Origin of the sequence: Campylobacter sp. US42a (assembly GCF_004379055.1) — a bacterium.
GTDB classification, from domain to species: Bacteria; Campylobacterota; Campylobacteria; order Campylobacterales; family Campylobacteraceae; genus Campylobacter_D; species Campylobacter_D jejuni.
On sequence record NZ_RYYK01000001.1, the window covers coordinates 126,652 to 141,973 of the forward strand.

The 15,322-nt window shown below is 31.9% G+C and carries 13 protein-coding genes; 10 read left to right on the top strand and 3 right to left on the bottom strand.

Annotated features, from left to right (window positions below):
- The first annotated feature begins 8 nt into the window (after window positions 1–8).
- The 10 genes from ELQ10_RS00640 (at window position 9) to ELQ10_RS00685 (ending at window position 12,747) form a co-directional block, all read left to right on the top strand.
- Window positions 9–233 (top strand): DNA-directed RNA polymerase subunit omega, encoded by a 225-nt coding sequence (locus tag ELQ10_RS00640; protein ID WP_002853464.1) that lies wholly within the window; start codon window positions 9–11, stop codon window positions 231–233.
- Window positions 217–2,412, top strand: coding sequence for a bifunctional (p)ppGpp synthetase/guanosine-3',5'-bis(diphosphate) 3'-pyrophosphohydrolase (locus ELQ10_RS00645; protein ID WP_002866265.1), 2,196 nt, complete (start codon window positions 217–219; stop codon window positions 2,410–2,412). The genes ELQ10_RS00640 and ELQ10_RS00645 overlap by 17 nt, the downstream gene beginning before the upstream one ends.
- Before the next feature lie 11 nt (window positions 2,413–2,423).
- The gene (gene tyrS, locus ELQ10_RS00650; protein WP_002856563.1) at window positions 2,424–3,629 is read left to right on the top strand and encodes a tyrosine--tRNA ligase; all 1,206 of its coding nucleotides are present in this window, start codon (window positions 2,424–2,426) and stop codon (window positions 3,627–3,629) included.
- Entirely contained in the window at window positions 3,626–4,717 is a 1,092-nt protein-coding gene (locus ELQ10_RS00655) for a nitronate monooxygenase family protein (RefSeq protein WP_002857924.1), read from the top strand. The genes tyrS and ELQ10_RS00655 overlap by 4 nt, the downstream gene beginning before the upstream one ends.
- Complete coding sequence (locus ELQ10_RS00660) at window positions 4,717–6,696, top strand: N-acetylmuramoyl-L-alanine amidase (RefSeq protein ID WP_134250038.1); 1,980 nt, start codon at window positions 4,717–4,719, stop codon at window positions 6,694–6,696. The genes ELQ10_RS00655 and ELQ10_RS00660 overlap by 1 nt, the downstream gene beginning before the upstream one ends.
- On the top strand, window positions 6,693–8,534 hold the full coding sequence (mnmC, locus tag ELQ10_RS00665) for a bifunctional tRNA (5-methylaminomethyl-2-thiouridine)(34)-methyltransferase MnmD/FAD-dependent 5-carboxymethylaminomethyl-2-thiouridine(34) oxidoreductase MnmC (RefSeq protein ID WP_134250039.1): 1,842 nt from the start codon (window positions 6,693–6,695) through the stop codon (window positions 8,532–8,534). The genes ELQ10_RS00660 and mnmC overlap by 4 nt, the downstream gene beginning before the upstream one ends.
- 119 nt (window positions 8,535–8,653) lie before the next feature.
- Window positions 8,654–9,793, top strand: a complete 1,140-nt coding sequence (locus ELQ10_RS00670) for a hydrogenase small subunit (RefSeq protein WP_002876767.1) — start codon at window positions 8,654–8,656, stop codon at window positions 9,791–9,793.
- 2 nt (window positions 9,794–9,795) lie between these two features.
- Entirely contained in the window at window positions 9,796–11,511 is a 1,716-nt protein-coding gene (locus tag ELQ10_RS00675; RefSeq protein WP_134250040.1) for a nickel-dependent hydrogenase large subunit, read from the top strand.
- A 10-nt stretch (window positions 11,512–11,521) separates the two neighbouring features.
- Window positions 11,522–12,214, top strand: a complete 693-nt coding sequence (gene cybH / locus ELQ10_RS00680; protein WP_052802634.1) for a Ni/Fe-hydrogenase, b-type cytochrome subunit — start codon at window positions 11,522–11,524, stop codon at window positions 12,212–12,214.
- On the top strand, window positions 12,211–12,747 hold the full coding sequence (locus ELQ10_RS00685) for a HyaD/HybD family hydrogenase maturation endopeptidase (RefSeq protein WP_134250041.1): 537 nt from the start codon (window positions 12,211–12,213) through the stop codon (window positions 12,745–12,747). The genes cybH and ELQ10_RS00685 overlap by 4 nt, the downstream gene beginning before the upstream one ends.
- Here ELQ10_RS00685 and recR read toward each other — a convergent pair.
- From recR to ELQ10_RS00700, 3 genes are read right to left on the bottom strand one after another with little or no spacing between them, the layout of a single operon-like run.
- Window positions 12,744–13,316, bottom strand: coding sequence for a recombination mediator RecR (gene recR / locus ELQ10_RS00690; protein WP_002894902.1), 573 nt, complete (start codon window positions 13,314–13,316; stop codon window positions 12,744–12,746). The genes ELQ10_RS00685 and recR overlap by 4 nt on opposite strands.
- Entirely contained in the window at window positions 13,316–14,551 is a 1,236-nt protein-coding gene (locus tag ELQ10_RS00695; RefSeq protein ID WP_002876769.1) for an ArsS family sensor histidine kinase, read from the bottom strand. Before ELQ10_RS00695 ends, recR begins: the two co-directional genes overlap by 1 nt.
- Complete coding sequence (locus ELQ10_RS00700; RefSeq protein WP_002876772.1) at window positions 14,548–15,219, bottom strand: response regulator transcription factor; 672 nt, start codon at window positions 15,217–15,219, stop codon at window positions 14,548–14,550. The genes ELQ10_RS00695 and ELQ10_RS00700 overlap by 4 nt, the downstream gene beginning before the upstream one ends.
- Between the last annotated feature and the right edge of the window lie 103 nt (window positions 15,220–15,322).

Here is a 15,322-nt window from a genome sequence, read left to right on the forward strand (position 1 = left end):
AGAAAATTATGGATAAAAGAATAGAAGAAGTAGCGGCAAAAGCTTTGGAAAAAATGGGTAATGATAGATATCGCCTTTCTTTAGTGGTAGCAAAAAGAGCGGAACAATTGGCGAATGGAGCAACCCCTTTGGTAGACTTTGATAAAAATAAAAATAAACTTGCAGATATAGCTTTATATGAAATTGCAGAAAATAAAATCACTTTAGAGGGTTTAGTTGAAACCAATCGATGAAGAATTATTGCTTGAACAATTAATCGATAATGTAAAAAATTGTAAAGATTTAGAAGCTGCTAAGGCTTTGCTTTTCGAAATTTGTGGCCATGATGCCATTCTTGAAAAAGCGGTAGATTACTGTATATTTTGCCATGAAGGGCAGTTTAGAAAAAGTGGAGAGCCTTATGCGGTACATCCTATTTTAGTAGCAACACTGGTTGGATTTTTAAGTGAAAATAAAAGCAATATTTTAGCTGCTTTATTGCATGATGTGATTGAAGATACAAACTGCACTGAAGAAGAACTTAGAGAGCAGTTTGGTTCTGAGGTTTTAAAACTTGTTTTAGGACTTACTAAAATTATAGAAATTAGAGAAGATAATCTCATTTCATCAAAATCTAAAAAAAGTTTAACTAAATCAGCCTTGACTTTCAGAAATATGCTTTTAGCAAGTATTGAAGATGTTGGGGTTTTGATTGTGAAGTTATGCGATAGGCTGCATAATATGCTTACTCTTGATATTCTAAGAGAAGATAAGCAAAAAAGAATCAGCGAAGAAACTTTAGTTGTATATGCCCCAATAGCTCATAGACTTGGTATTTCAAGCATAAAAAATTATTTAGAAGATCTTAGTTTTAAATATCTTATGCCAGATGAGTATAAGCTTATTGACAATTATATCAATTCCAATAATCAAGAAATGCAATTAGGTCTAAATGAGTTTATTTCCAAAATCGAACTTTTATTTTTAAGCAATGGCTTTAGACAAGGTAGTTTTGAAATTCAAAAACGCATTAAACATAGCTATTCTATTTATCTTAAAATGCAAAGAAAAGGCATTGGTATTGAAGAAGTTCTTGATTTGCTTGGGGTAAGAATTTTGGTTGAAAAAGTAAGTGATTGTTATTTAGCTTTGGGAATTTTACATACACATTTTAATCCCTTGGTTTCGCGTTTTAAGGATTATATAGCCTTGCCTAAACAAAATGGTTATCAAACTATACACACCACACTTTTTGATGCTAAAAGTATTATAGAAGCACAAATTCGAACTTTTGATATGCATAAAATTGCGGAATTTGGTATAGCAGCACATTGGAAATATAAAGAAGATGGCAGTGTGGTTGCGCCTCGTCTCGATTGGCTTACAGATATTTCAATGCAAAGTATAAACAATCTTGAAAATGCAGAAGATTATAATGCTATTGAACTTTATGAATATGCTAAAGATAGTCTTTATGTTGAAGATGTCGCAGTCTATTCTCCTAAGGGAGAAATTTTCACTTTGCCTCGTGGTGCAACGGTTCTTGATTTTGCCTATGAAGTGCATACTAAAGTAGGGCTTCATGCAAAAAGTGCTTATGTAAATCGTATTAAAGTACCTTTGTTAACCGAACTTAAAAATGGCGATATTGTGCGAGTGGTTACTAGCAATGATAAATTTTATCGCTGTTCTTGGATAGATAGTGTTAAAACAGGAAAAGCAAAAGCAAGTATAAGGGAATTTTGTAAGCAAAAAATCAGAGAGATTAATCTAGCAAGTTCTATTAATATGTTAAGTTTTATTTTTGGAGTTGATAAAAACAGAATTGAAACTTGGATAGAAAAAGAAAATTTAGCCAGACGTATTAGACAAGTAGCAACAGATAGTGCTTATTTGAAAGATATAGTTAATGGTCTTAAAAAATACGCCAAGAAGTCATATTGGTTTGATAAATATGAGATTAAAGAACAAAAAATAGGAAATTTTACTCTATATTGTAACCATAAAATCGCTAATGTGGATTTTGATTTTTGCTGCCATCCAAAAAGAGGTGATGCTGTTTTAGCTTTTGTTAAAGGTGGTAACGCTATCGTCCATCATAAGCTTTGCGATAGAGCTGATAAAATGATAGATAATAATCAAGATATGGTATTTATAAAATGGGATTCTAACATCCCTAAATCTTATAAATTGATTTTTTCTTTGGAAAATAAAAAAGGTGTTTTAGCGGAATTTTTGGCATTTTTAGCTAAAATGCAGATAAATTTATTAACAATTAATTTATCAAGTGATTTAAATTCGGCGGTAGATTATTTTGAGATTACAATGGAAATTCCTGATAATATCAATCCAGATAGTGTCAAGGATAGGTTAAAATCTCGTTGTAAAATTTTAGATTTTACATCTTTAAATGATGCTTATAAAGAAGGTTAAAAAGGTTTATTATGGATATAAAAAAAATATTAGCAGAAGTTAAGCGTGGCTGTGCAGAGCTTATTGATGAAGAAAGAATAGAAAATTTAATTAAAAATTATTATGAAAAGGGTGAAAATTTCTTTATAAAGGCAGGATTTGATCCTACAGCACCTGATTTACATTTAGGCCATAGTGTGGTTTTAACAAAAATGGCTTTTTTGCAAAAACATGGAGCTATTGTGCAATTTTTGATTGGAGATTTTACAGGACAAATTGGCGATCCAAGTGGAAAAAGTGCAACGCGTAAAAAGCTGGATAAAGAGCAAGTTTTAATCAATGCTAAAACTTATGAAACGCAGGTTTTTAAGGTTTTGGATAAAGAAAAAACACAGATTAAGTTTAATTCTACTTGGCTTAATGAACTTGGAGCTGCGGGTATAGTAGAGCTTACTTCAACTTTTAGTGTAGCTAGAATGCTTGAGCGTGACGATTTTACCAAGAGATTTAAAGAGCAAAGCCCTATTTCGATTTGTGAGTTTTTATATCCTTTACTTCAAGGATATGATAGCGTGGCTTTAAAAAGCGATATTGAAATGGGCGGAACGGATCAAAAATTTAATCTTTTAATGGGAAGACAGCTTCAAAGGGTTTATAACATAGGAAAAGAACAAGCTGTGATTATGATGCCTTTACTCGAAGGTTTAGATGGTGTAAACAAAATGAGTAAGAGTTTAAATAATTACATTGGTGTTACAGAAAAAGCTAATGATATGTATGCTAAAATTTTAAGTATTAGTGATGAATTGATGTTTAGATATTATGAACTTTTAAGTCAAAAAAGTCTAGAAGAAATCGCGCAAATAAAAAAAGATATAGAACAAGGCAATTTACATCCTAAAAAAGCTAAAGAAAATTTAGCTTTAGAGATTACGGAGCGTTTTCACTCCAAAGAAGAGGCTAATAATGCTAAGTCTGAATTTGATAGGATTCATTCTCAAAATGCTTTACCAAGTGATATGGCTGAGTTTGAAATACAAGGAAAAATTTGGCTTGCTAAGGCTTTGGTTGAATGTGGTTTGGAAAGTTCTACTTCTGCGGCAAGAAGAAGCATCAGTGCTAATGCAGTAAGTGTAAATTCTCAAAAAGTTAGCGACGAGCAAATGCATTTAGAACAAGGAGAATACATCTTACAAATAGGTAAAAGAAAATTTGCAAAATTAAAGGTAAAAGAATGAATTTACAACCCTTACAAATAGGAAAACATACTATAAAATATCCCATTTTTCAAGGGGGAATGGGACTAGGCATAAGCTGGGATAGATTAGCTTCTGCGGTTTCTTTAAATGGTGGACTTGGGATCATTTCTTCTGTTGGAACAGGATATTATGAAGAAAGAAAGTATGCAAGTAAAGAATTAAATGCTAAGCCTTATGGAAGTGAAAATTTTTACTCACGCAAGGGTTTGCAAGCTTTGATTAATAATGCAAGAAAAGTTTGTGGCGATGCACCTTTGGGGTGTAATATCTTATGTGCAAGTAATGATTATGCAAGAATAGCACGCGATGCTTGTGAAGTTGGTTTTAATGTGATTGTTTCAGGCGCTGGACTTCCCACAAATTTACCTGAATTTACTGCAGATTTTCCTGATGTGGCTTTAGTGCCTATCATTTCATCTGCAAAGGCTTTAAAAATTATTTGCAAAAGATGGCAAAGCCGTTACAATCGCTTGCCTGATGCAGTGGTTTTAGAAGGGCCAAAAAGTGGAGGTCATCAAGGTTTTACTTATGAACAGTGCTTAGATCCAAATTATCAGTTAGAAAAATTAATCGCTCCTGTGGTAGAAGAGGCTAAAAATTGGGGATCTTTTCCTGTGATTGCTGCGGGTGGAATTTGGGATAAAAAAGATATAGAAAACGCTATTTCTTTAGGGGCTAGTGGCGTTCAAATGGGAACGCGTTTCATAGGAACTTTTGAATGTGATGCGAGTGAAGAGTTTAAAAGCGTTTTGCTAGCTTCTAAAGAAGAAGATATAGAGCTTATTAAATCTCCTGTGGGCTATCCTGCACGTGGGGTTAGAACCAATCTTTTAAATTTGGTAGATAAAAGAATGGGTCCAAAGATCAATTGTATAAGCAATTGTGTAGCACCTTGTGGACGCGGAAAAGAGGCGACTAAAGTAGGGTATTGTATAGCAGATAGGCTTTTTGATGCGTGGTCAGGTAAAAAAGAAACAGGACTTTTCTTTACAGGTGCAAATGGATATCGTTTAGATAAGCTTATCAGTGTTAAAGAACTTATGGAAAAATTGGTTAATGGTGAATAATGGCTAAAATTTTTGTATTTTTAGTATTTGTTTTCACAACTCTTTTTGGAGCTTATGAAAATGAACTTGCAAATTTCGATAAAAATTTTATCGGTTCTAAAAGTGAAGTACAAGTAAAATTTCATCATCAGCTCAAAAGCCTTTATATACAAAGTGTTATTAATGAAGATGAAAAAACTAAAATTGAAATTTTAAAAAGATTGATCATCAGTTCAAATACTTTAAATTTAGATGACAAGTCATATGCTAATGAGTTAAAAGAAGGTGGTATAAGTGAAGCAAGTATCAATGCTTTAAGAAAGGCTGTTATTAAAGATATTAAGGTTCAAAATATTCCTCAAGACGCTGAAAAATCAACTTTTGAACCTATAAAAACAGTTCAAAAAAATGAAAAAAAATCATCTAACGAACAAATAAAAAATACAGAAAAAACAAATTCTAAAACTTCGCAAGCACCAAAGAGTAGTATCGTTTCTAAAGCAAAAAGCGATGATAAAATTTATGTTTTAAAGTCAAGTAAAACAAACCAAGGTGTAGAGTTTGAACTAAATGCAGATTTGGATAAGGATCAATTAAAAAGTTTTGCTTTAGATGAAAAAGGAAATTATCGTTTTATTAGTGATTTTGAGGGGGTTTTAGAAGGGGGTAAAAAAGAGTTTAAATTTGATGACTATCGTTTAGTGATTTCACAATTTAATCCCAAAACCATACGCATAGTGGTTTATGCTAAAGAAAAAATTCCTATTGATATATCTTTTAAAGAAGAAAAATTAATTTTTTCAAAAGAAACTACTAGCCAAAAAAAGACTGAGCAAGTTAGTAAAATTTCAGAGAAAAAGCAAGATCAAAAAACAGAAATTAAAGCCAAAGTTTTAGAAACAAAAAAACAAGATAAAAAAACCAATAACGAAAAAGAAAATCAAGAGCCTTTATATGTTTTAGATGTGGATAAAATTTCTAATGCTGTGGTGTTAAATTTAAGCGATGATTTAGATGAAAAAGAAATAGCAGTATTTGATACTAAAGATCAAAAATTCCGATATGTTGTAAGTTTTAAGGGTGTGTTAGAAGGTAATAGAAAAAGCTTTACTTTTGGACAAAATGTGATTACAGTTACTCAATACAATCCAAAAACTGTTCGTGTGGTTTTGAGTGCTCCTAAAGAATTTAAACTCTTAAAGGAGTTGGATAATAAAAATCTCACTTTAGGTTTTTATGCACAAACTACAAATCAAAATGCAAACAAAAAAGCAACTCAAAGTTCTAGTAAAACTTTAAATACAAATTACAAATCAGGAAAGCTTGTGGTTATCGATGCAGGGCATGGTGGAAAAGATAGCGGTGCTTTAAGTGATAAAAAAGGAAGTTTAAAGGAAAAAGATATAGTTTTAAGTGCGGCTTTAAAACTTGGAAATGAACTTAAAAAACGTGGGTATAAAGTACTTTACACTAGAAATACAGATAAATTTATCAACCTTCGTGATAGAACTAAATATGCTAATGATAAAAGAGCGGATTTGTTTATTTCTATACATGCTAATGCAGCACCAAATGCTACAAAAGCCAAAAGTAGTGAAGGTGTGGAAACTTTCTTTTTAAGTCCTGCAAGAAGTGAAAGAAGTAAAAAGGCAGCAGAAAAAGAAAATCAAGGGGATTTTGAAGAGATTAATTATTTCTCAAAACAAAGTATTTTAAATTTCTTAAATCGTGAAAAAATCGTTGCTTCAAATAAACTAGCCATTGATGTGCAAAAAAATATACTCGCTCAAACACGTAAAAAGTATAAAATTGTAGATGGTGGTGTAAGAGAAGCACCTTTTTGGGTTTTAGTAGGTGCGCAAATGCCTGCAATTTTAGTTGAAATCGGTTATATTACACATCCAACTGAAGGTAAAAGAATTGCTAATAAAACTTTTCAAGATTTATTGGTTAAAGGTATTGCTGATGGAGTTGAGAATTATTTTTACAATAATCGATGAAAAAAGCTAAGTTAATCTTTAAAGATAATACTCCTTTTTCTTTGGATTTTGATGATTTTTATTTTAATTCCAAAGATGGCTTAAATGAAAGTAAATTTGTTTATACTCATTCTTTTGAATGGAAAAATCAAGAAAATTTTATTATCGCAGAGAGTGGTTTTGGTATAGGTTTAAATTTTTTTCTTACTTTGAAACGCTTTTTAGAAACTACCCCTTCTAAGCGTCCTAAAAAACTTTTTTATATTAGCGTAGAAGCTTTTTATATCGAAAAAGAACAATTAAGAGAAATTTATCAAAAACTAGGATTTTATGAAGAGTTTAAAGAGCTTTTAGAGCAATTTTTAAAATTTTATCCCAAGGCTAAAGAAGGAATTTATCGTTTTTATTTTGAAGATTGTTTTTTAGATCTTGTTTTTGAAGATATAGCTGTTTTAAAAGAATTGGATTTTAAAGCTGATGTTTGGTATTTAGATGGATTTTCTCCAAATAAAAACTTGCAAATGTTTGATGAAAATTTAATCTTTGAAGTGGCAAGACTTTCTAAAAAAAATACACAAATTTGCACCTTTTCTTCGGCAAGTTTTTTGCAAAAAAATTTAAAAAAATATGGTTTTAGAGTAGAAAAAACCAAAGGTTTTAGAAAAAGAGAAATGATTAAAGCTTATTTGGAAAATGAGCTTGAGTTTAAAGACAAAGAAGCGTATTTTTCAAGAACATTTTCATCTTTAAAAAATAAAAAAGTAGCTATTATTGGTGCGGGTATATCAAGTGCTGTTTTAGCTTATGAGCTTAGTTTAAGAGGTTTTAAAGTAGATGTTTTTGAAAAATATTTAGAATTAGGCAAGGGTGCAAGCGGAAATGAAAGTGGAATTTTAAGCTCTTTAATCTTAAAGCCTAAGGTAAATTTAGGGGAGTTTTCAGAGCTTTCTTTTATAGAAGCAAGCCGTTTTTATAGACAAATCTTAGATTTAAAATTTAAGGGTGTGGTGGAGTTTGCACATAATGATTTGATGCAAGAAAGATTTGACACACAAAGAGAAAATGTTTTGTTTAAAATTTCAAAAAATCAAGCTTTTTTAGAAGAGGGTGGAGTGATTTTTCCAAAAAATTTGGTTAAAAATCTTTTTGAAAAAAGTAAAGCTTGTATATATTTTAATCATGAATTTCAAGCTTATAAATTTGAAAATGAGTGTTTTACTTTAAAATTTAAAAATGATATTGTTAAAAGTGATTATGCGGTTTTAATTTATGCTATGGGTGCAGATACAAAAGATTTTGTTTTTTATGATGAGATGAAATTAAGCAAAGTAAGAGGTCAAGTTACACATCTAAAACCTTTTTTAAATACTCCATTTCCTTTATCTTCTAAGGCTTATATTTGCCCTGTAAAAGATGATTTGCAAGTGATTGGAGCAAGTTATGATAGGCTTGATACAAGTTTAGAATCAAAAGAAGAAGATGATAAACAAAATATAGAAAATATAGCCGAATTTATAGATAAAAATACAAAATTAGAAATCATAGGTTCTAAGGTAGGCTTTAGATCTTATTCGAGTGATCGCTTTATGATAGTTGGAAATGCCTATGATGAAGTGTTTTATAAAGAAGAATATAAAGCTTTATTATGGACAAAAAACAAGAAGCAAAAGCTAGCTAAAATGTCTTGTAATTTGTATTTTAATTTTGCTCATGGATCAAGGGGTTTTAGCACAAGTGTTTTAGCGGCAAGGTATTTGTGTGCATTGATAAATAATGAACCCTTGTGTTTAGAAAAAAAATACATCCACGCTATTCACCCTGCAAGATTTTTGATTCGCAAACTCAAAAAAGGCTTATGATTAAGCTTTAATTAAGAGTGATACTAATATTTGCTTATGAGAGTAAGTTTTTAACTTTATTTTAACTTCCTTTATTTTATTATTATAGAGAATAAATTTCATGTTATAAAGGAAATATAATGATTGATTATCATCAAATAGAGTCGCGTTTATCGGCTCTTGAAAAGCTTCCTTCTTTGAAAGACAATGATAGTATTACAAAAGCATTAGAAAAGTCAGGTTTTTCTAGAAGGGATTTTATGAAATGGGCAGGTGCTATGACTGCATTTTTGGCTTTGCCAGCGAGTTTTACTCCTATGGTGGCAAAAGCTGCTGAGCTTGCTGATAGGCTTCCTGTTGTGTGGCTTCATATGGCTGAGTGTACGGGCTGTAGCGAGAGTTTGTTAAGAAGTGATACTCCAACGATTGATAGTTTGATTTTTGATTATATTTCTTTAGAATATCACGAAACAGTGATGGCTGCAGCAGGTTGGCAAGCTGAAGAAAATTTAGAAAGTGCCATTCAAAAGCATAAAAATAAATACATTTTAATGGTTGAAGGTGGTATCCCTATGGGTGATACAGAGCATTTTTTAACCATAGGTGCACATGGAAAAACAGGCTATGAGCTCTCAAAAATGGCAAGTGAAAATGCTTTGGCAATTTTTGCTATAGGAACCTGTTCTAGCTTTGGAGGAATCCAAGCCGCAAGACCAAATCCTAGTAATGCACAGCCTTTAAGCAAAGTAACAAGCAAAACTGTGATCAATGTTCCAGGCTGTCCTCCAAGTGAAAAAAATATAGTGGGTAATGTGCTTCATTATTTATTATTTGGCGAGTTACCAGCACTTGATGTGTATAATAGACCAAAATGGGCTTATGGTCTAAGAATTCATGATCTTTGTGAAAGACGCGGACATTTTGATGCGGGTGAGTTTGTACATGCTTTTGGAGATGAAGGAGCAAAACAAGGTTTTTGTCTTTATAAAGTAGGTTGTAAAGGGCCTTATACTTTTAATAACTGCTCAAGAGAGAGATTTAACCAGCACACTTCTTGGCCTATTCAAGCAGGGCATGGTTGTATAGGTTGTTCTGAGCCTGATTTTTGGGATACTATGGGACCTTTTGAAGAGCCTATGGCTAGTCGTAAATTTGATACTGTTTTTGGTTTGGGTGCAGATAGTGTTTCAGATAAAATCGGTATAGGTGTGCTTACACTCACAGGCGTTGCTATAGCAGCACACGCAGTTATATCTTCCATGCAAAAAGATAAGGAATAAAAATGAGTCAAAAAATAATCGTAGATCCTATTACAAGAATTGAAGGGCATTTAAGAGTTGAAGTTGTTGTTGATGATAACAATGTGGTAAAAGAAGCTTATGCAGGCTCTACTTTGTGGCGCGGTATTGAAACCATAGTAAAAGGGCGCGATCCAAGAGATGCGGGTTTTATGACACAAAGAATTTGTGGAGTTTGTACTTTTTCACATTATAAAGCAGGTATAGTTGCTGTTGAAAATGCTTTAGGTATTACTCCGCCTTTAAATGCGCTTTTAACAAGAACTTTAATGAATGCAGCTTTATTTTTACACGATCATATTGTGCATTTTTATCAACTTCATGGGCTTGATTGGGCTGATGTGGTAAGTGCTTTAAGTGCTGATGTTAAAAAAGCAAGCGATGAAGCTTTTAAATACACTCCAAATCCTTATGCAACAGGTGCAGATAAACTTCTTGAAGTGCAACAAAGACTTAAAACTTTTGTAGATAAAGGAAATTTAGGGCCTTTTGCTAATGCGTACTATGGTCATCCAACTTATCGTTTAAGTCCTGAGCAAAATTTAATTGTTCTTTCTCACTATCTAGAATGTTTAAGAATTCAAAGAATCATTGCTCAATGTATGGCGATTTTTGGAGCTAAAAACCCACATCCACAAAGCTTAACCGTTGGTGGTGTAACTTGCGTTATGGATTTACTTGATCCTGCAAGAATGGGTGAATATATGGTTAAATTCCAAGAAGTACAAGACTTTGTTAATCGTGCGTATTATCCTGATCTTGTGATGGCAGGAAAAGCTTATGCACATGAAGCAAGTGTTTTAAATGATATAGGGGTAAATAATCTTTACACCTTTAAAGAATTCCAAATCGGAAGAGATGAATGGCTTTTTGAAAGTGGTATTATCAAAAATGGAGATTTAAGCAAGGTTTATGAAGTAGAAGAAGATAAGATTACTGAAGAGGCAACTCATTCTTGGTATGCAGACAATGAACCTTTACATCCTTATGATGGTAAAACAAATCCAAATTATACAGGACTTGTAGATGGAGAAAGTGTAGATCATCATGGAAATAATGTTCATTCTAAAGTGTTTGATACTAAGGGTAAATACAGTTGGATTAAAGCTCCACGCTATGAAGGAAACCCTATGCAAGTAGGACCTTTAGCAAATATCGTTGTAAATTATGCTAAGGGTAATCCAAATGTTGTTCCTGTGGTAGATGAGTTCTTAAAAGCAACAGGACTTCCTTTAAATGCTGTATTTAGCACACTTGGAAGAACAGCTGCGCGTTGTATTGAAGCAAAAATCGTTGCAAATAATGCTTTAAAAGCGTTTAATAATTTAGTTGAAAATTTAAAAGTAGATCAGAGTACTTGTGCTCCTTATGTGATTGATAATTCTAAAGAATATAAAGGACGCTATATGGGGCATGTGCCACGCGGAACATTAAGCCATTGGTGTAGAATTAAAAATGGCGTCATTGAAAACTGGCAAGCTGTAGTGCCTTCTACTTGGAATGCAAGTCCAAAAGACGCAAATGGCGTAGGTGGAAGTTATGAGCAATGTTTGATAGGACTTAAAATCGCTGATGTAAAACAACCACTTGAAATCATTAGAAAAATTCACTCTTATGATCCTTGTATTGCTTGTGCGGTGCATGTAATGGATACTAAGGGCAATAATCTAAGCGAATATAAAGTGAATGTCAATTTATAAGGAGGCTTTCATGCAAAACAAAGAAGAAAAATTGCAAAGAAAAGCTGAATATGAATTTAGCATAGGTTTGCGTTTAACGCACTGGGTAAGAGCTATTGCTATAGTGATTCTTATTGGCACAGGATATTATCTTTCTTATGTGTTTCAAAGTCCTATTAGCAACGGCGAACCCGTAAATTTTATGCAAGCAAAATACCGTTTAGTACATCAAGCTGTGGGTTTTGTTTTAATCGCTTGTATTATTTTTAAAGTATATTTGTTTTTCTGCGATAAGGTAAGTGCAAAAGAACGCAGAAGTGTATGGGATATCTTTAATATCAAATTATGGATAGAACAAGTAAAATTTTACATTTTCTTAGGAAAACACCCGCATTTAAAAGGGGTTTATAATCCTTTGCAATTTGTAACTTATTTTTTCTTTTATCTTGTGATGTTAGGTATCATTCTTACAGGGCTTATTCTTTATACTCATACTTATCATGAGGGCTTAGGTGGGCTTTTATATCATATTTTAAGACCGCTTGAAGCTGCAATGGGTGGCTTGGCTGATGTAAGAACTTATCATAGAATTTTGATGTGGGTGATTATGATTTTTGTACCAGTACATATTTATATGGCGATTTTTAACGCAGTAAAAGGTAAAGATGGTGCTATGGATGCTATTATTAGCGGATATAAATATGTAAAAGAAGAAAAGCATTGAAATTTTTAGTCCTTGGAATAGGCAATATCATGTTTGCAGATGAAGGCTTAGGCGTTCATCTTTGCAAACAACTTGAAAAAAACTACAAATTCGCTCATCCTGAATTTACTTTAGATTTTATTGATGGTGGAACTTTAGCTTTACAACTTAGCTATATCATCGCTAGGTACGATAGGCTTATCGTTTTAGACTGTATAGAAGCGCAAGATGCGAGTATAGGAGATGTATTTTTCTTTCCTTATGATGCTATGCCTAATAAAATTAGCTGGAGTGGAAGTGCTCATGAAATAGAAATGCTTCAAACCTTACAATACATGGAACTTGCAGGAGATTTGCCTAAAACACACATCTTAGCTTGTGTGCCAAAGCGTATTGAAGCGATGAGTTTTAAGCTTTCAGATGAGCTTATACAAGGAGCTAAAATCATGGAAAAAACTTTACTTGATTTTTTAAGCAAGGAAGGTTTTGCTTATGAAAAGATTGCGGATTTTTCTTTGCAAGAATTAGCCGATATTTCTTATAAAAATTACTAAATTTTTGTTCTAAAATTCATAGCTTTATTTAAAGAGATTAAATCCACATTTTCTAAATTCACACCACTTGGAATTCCTTGAGCGATTTTACTAAAAGTTAGGTTTAAGCCTTTAAATTTATCTTCTATAAAAAAGATAGTTGCATCAGAATTAATGCTATGTGTCAATGCAAAAATGAGCTCAGAGATATTTAGCTTAAGTATGATTTGCTTTAGTTTTTCAAGTTTTTCTTCATTTAACTCATCTAAAACAAAATATAGCCCATTGTAACTTTGACTCTCTTCGAGTGTTAGTATATCTTTTGGGCTTTCAACTATACATAAAATGTTTTTATTTCTTTCTTCATCGCTACAAATTTCGCAAAGCTCATTTTCGCTTAAAGCACCGCATTGCTCACAAGGTTTTATAAAGCGGATAGCATTTTCTATATTGTGTGCGAGTTTCATACCATCGATTTGATTATTTATGCAAAGGTGATAAGCAAGCCTTATAGCGGTTTTTTTTCCTATGGTAGGTAAATTTGCAAAACTTTCAACAAGTTCATTGAATTTTTCTAGGCCTTTTGCCATTATTTTTCTTTATCTCCAAAGAAAATTTTAAAGCAATGCTTTCCATCATCATAAAAATAAATCAAATCAAAATTATGCAGTTTACATACCTCTGAAACTATATAAAGTCCTAGCCCCATACCTTTGACCTGATTGTGTTTTTCTCTTGTAAAAGCTTCAAGATAATGTTCTATAGGTTCTGCTAAAGGCTTGCCTGGATTTTTAATGGTAAAACATTCTTTACAACAAAAAAGCTCACAAGTGCCATTGTTTGAGTATTTTAAGGCATTATCGATAAGATTTTTTAAAATTACAGAGAAAATTTCCATATCAACATTGATTAAAGCATCATATCTTATATCGACTTTTACAACTTTATTAAAATCATCTCTCATAAGGTGTTCTTTAGCTTCTTCAAGTATAGCGCTAAAACGACTAGGTTTAAAGTGTAAGTTGTAGTTTTTTGAAAATAAATTTTCGATTTTGGCAAATTCATTGATCAAAGAATCCATGCGTAAAAATATAGCGATAAGTCTTTCTTTTTGTCTGTCTTCTTTGATCATTTCAGAAATGATTCTCCCTTTTCCTATAGGGGTTTTTAACTCATGCATGATTGTTCTTAGGAAAAGTTGTCTTGATTGGATTAATTCTTGGTTTTTCTTGAAGGCTTTTTGAAATTCAAAGGCGATCTTACCTACTTCATCTTCTTGATAGTCTAGAAAATCAGGTTGTTCCCCATTTGCAACTTCGGCAACTTGTCTTCTTAATTTTTTTAAAGGTTCTAAGGATCTTAATACCGAAAAATACATAAAAACAACCAGCAAAGAAAAAGAGAAAAATCCTATCAATAAAAGATTATAAACCCTATCGCTAGTATTTTCTTCATATAAGCCATCAAAATCTTTACATTGAACATCAAAATAAAGATTGCTATGATATTTTAAAGAAGAAAGAGTACAAAGCTCTCCACCTGCTTTAAAAAGTGATTGTCCATTATTTCTTATAGCTTTTACAAGATGGGGATTTTGTATAGCGTTAAAACCGCTGTTTCCAAGATAAGCTCCTATTTCAACACCTGAAGTGTTTTCATAGGAGATGAGTAAATTTTTTATAAGATTTTCTTGTTTTAAACTTTCTTCTTCATTATAGGCATTTCCTTCTATTTTTAAAAGAACGATAAAAAGCACACAAACTAAGAAAAAAGTAACAACAAATAAAATAATCAGTTTGGTATAAATAGAATAATTTTTTGTCATCCTATCAGTTTATATCCTATACCTCTAACAGAAAAAATATGTTTTGGAGATTTTGAACTATCTCCTATTTTTACTCTTAAGCGACCGATGATAACATCAAGGCTTTTGGAATCTTTATCTTTTAGATTTTTACAGCGACTTACAAGCTGTTCTCTTGAAACGCTGTATCCGTGTTGTTGGATAAGGTATTCTAAAATTTCAAATTCAGCAGGAGTAAGTGTTAAAACCTTATCTTCATAGGTGATCTCATGTCTTCTTTCATCGATTTTGAAAGCAGAATTAATATTTTCATTATTAGTGTGTTCAACTCTTTTTGTGCGACGAATAAGACTCATAATCCTTGCATACATTTCTTTTGGATCGTAAGGCTTTGGTAGATAATCATCAGCGCCGATTTGAAGCCCCACAACTTTATCGCTTAAATCACCTCTAGCTGATGAGATAATAATAGGAATATTGCTTTTTTGTCTGATTTCTCTACAAACTTCAAGACCATCAATTCCTGGTAAAGTTAAATCCAAGATTAGACAATCATAGCCTTGAACGCCTACATTTAAAGCACTTTTAGGATTTTCAAAATTTGTGATTTTAATATTAAATTGCGCTAAATACTCAGATAATAATTGCGCAAAATCAGGATCATCTTCTATCATCAACACATTAATCATTTTGGTATCCTTTAAATTTTATCTAAGATTTATAATCTTTACATAATTTTATTTAAAATTTGATAAATTATTGATTTTATTTTTGCTAAAATTAGATTTTTGA

Bases quoted from the DNA above. Each gene is read 5' to 3' on its own strand.
- ELQ10_RS00640 (WP_002853464.1), top strand. From the start codon at position 9: ATGGATAAAAGAATAGAAGAAGTAGCGGCAAAAGCTTTGGAAAAAATG.
- tyrS (WP_002856563.1), top strand. From the start codon at position 2,424: ATGGATATAAAAAAAATATTAGCAGAAGTTAAGCGTGGCTGTGCAGAG.
- ELQ10_RS00655 (WP_002857924.1), top strand. From the start codon at position 3,626: ATGAATTTACAACCCTTACAAATAGGAAAACATACTATAAAATATCCC.
- ELQ10_RS00660 (WP_134250038.1), top strand. From the start codon at position 4,717: ATGGCTAAAATTTTTGTATTTTTAGTATTTGTTTTCACAACTCTTTTT.
- mnmC (WP_134250039.1), top strand. From the start codon at position 6,693: ATGAAAAAAGCTAAGTTAATCTTTAAAGATAATACTCCTTTTTCTTTG.
- ELQ10_RS00670 (WP_002876767.1), top strand. From the start codon at position 8,654: ATGATTGATTATCATCAAATAGAGTCGCGTTTATCGGCTCTTGAAAAG.
- ELQ10_RS00675 (WP_134250040.1), top strand. From the start codon at position 9,796: ATGAGTCAAAAAATAATCGTAGATCCTATTACAAGAATTGAAGGGCAT.
- cybH (WP_052802634.1), top strand. From the start codon at position 11,522: ATGCAAAACAAAGAAGAAAAATTGCAAAGAAAAGCTGAATATGAATTT.
- recR (WP_002894902.1), bottom strand. From the start codon at position 13,316: ATGGCAAAAGGCCTAGAAAAATTCAATGAACTTGTTGAAAGTTTTGCA.
- ELQ10_RS00695 (WP_002876769.1), bottom strand. From the start codon at position 14,551: ATGACAAAAAATTATTCTATTTATACCAAACTGATTATTTTATTTGTT.
- ELQ10_RS00700 (WP_002876772.1), bottom strand. From the start codon at position 15,219: ATGATTAATGTGTTGATGATAGAAGATGATCCTGATTTTGCGCAATTA.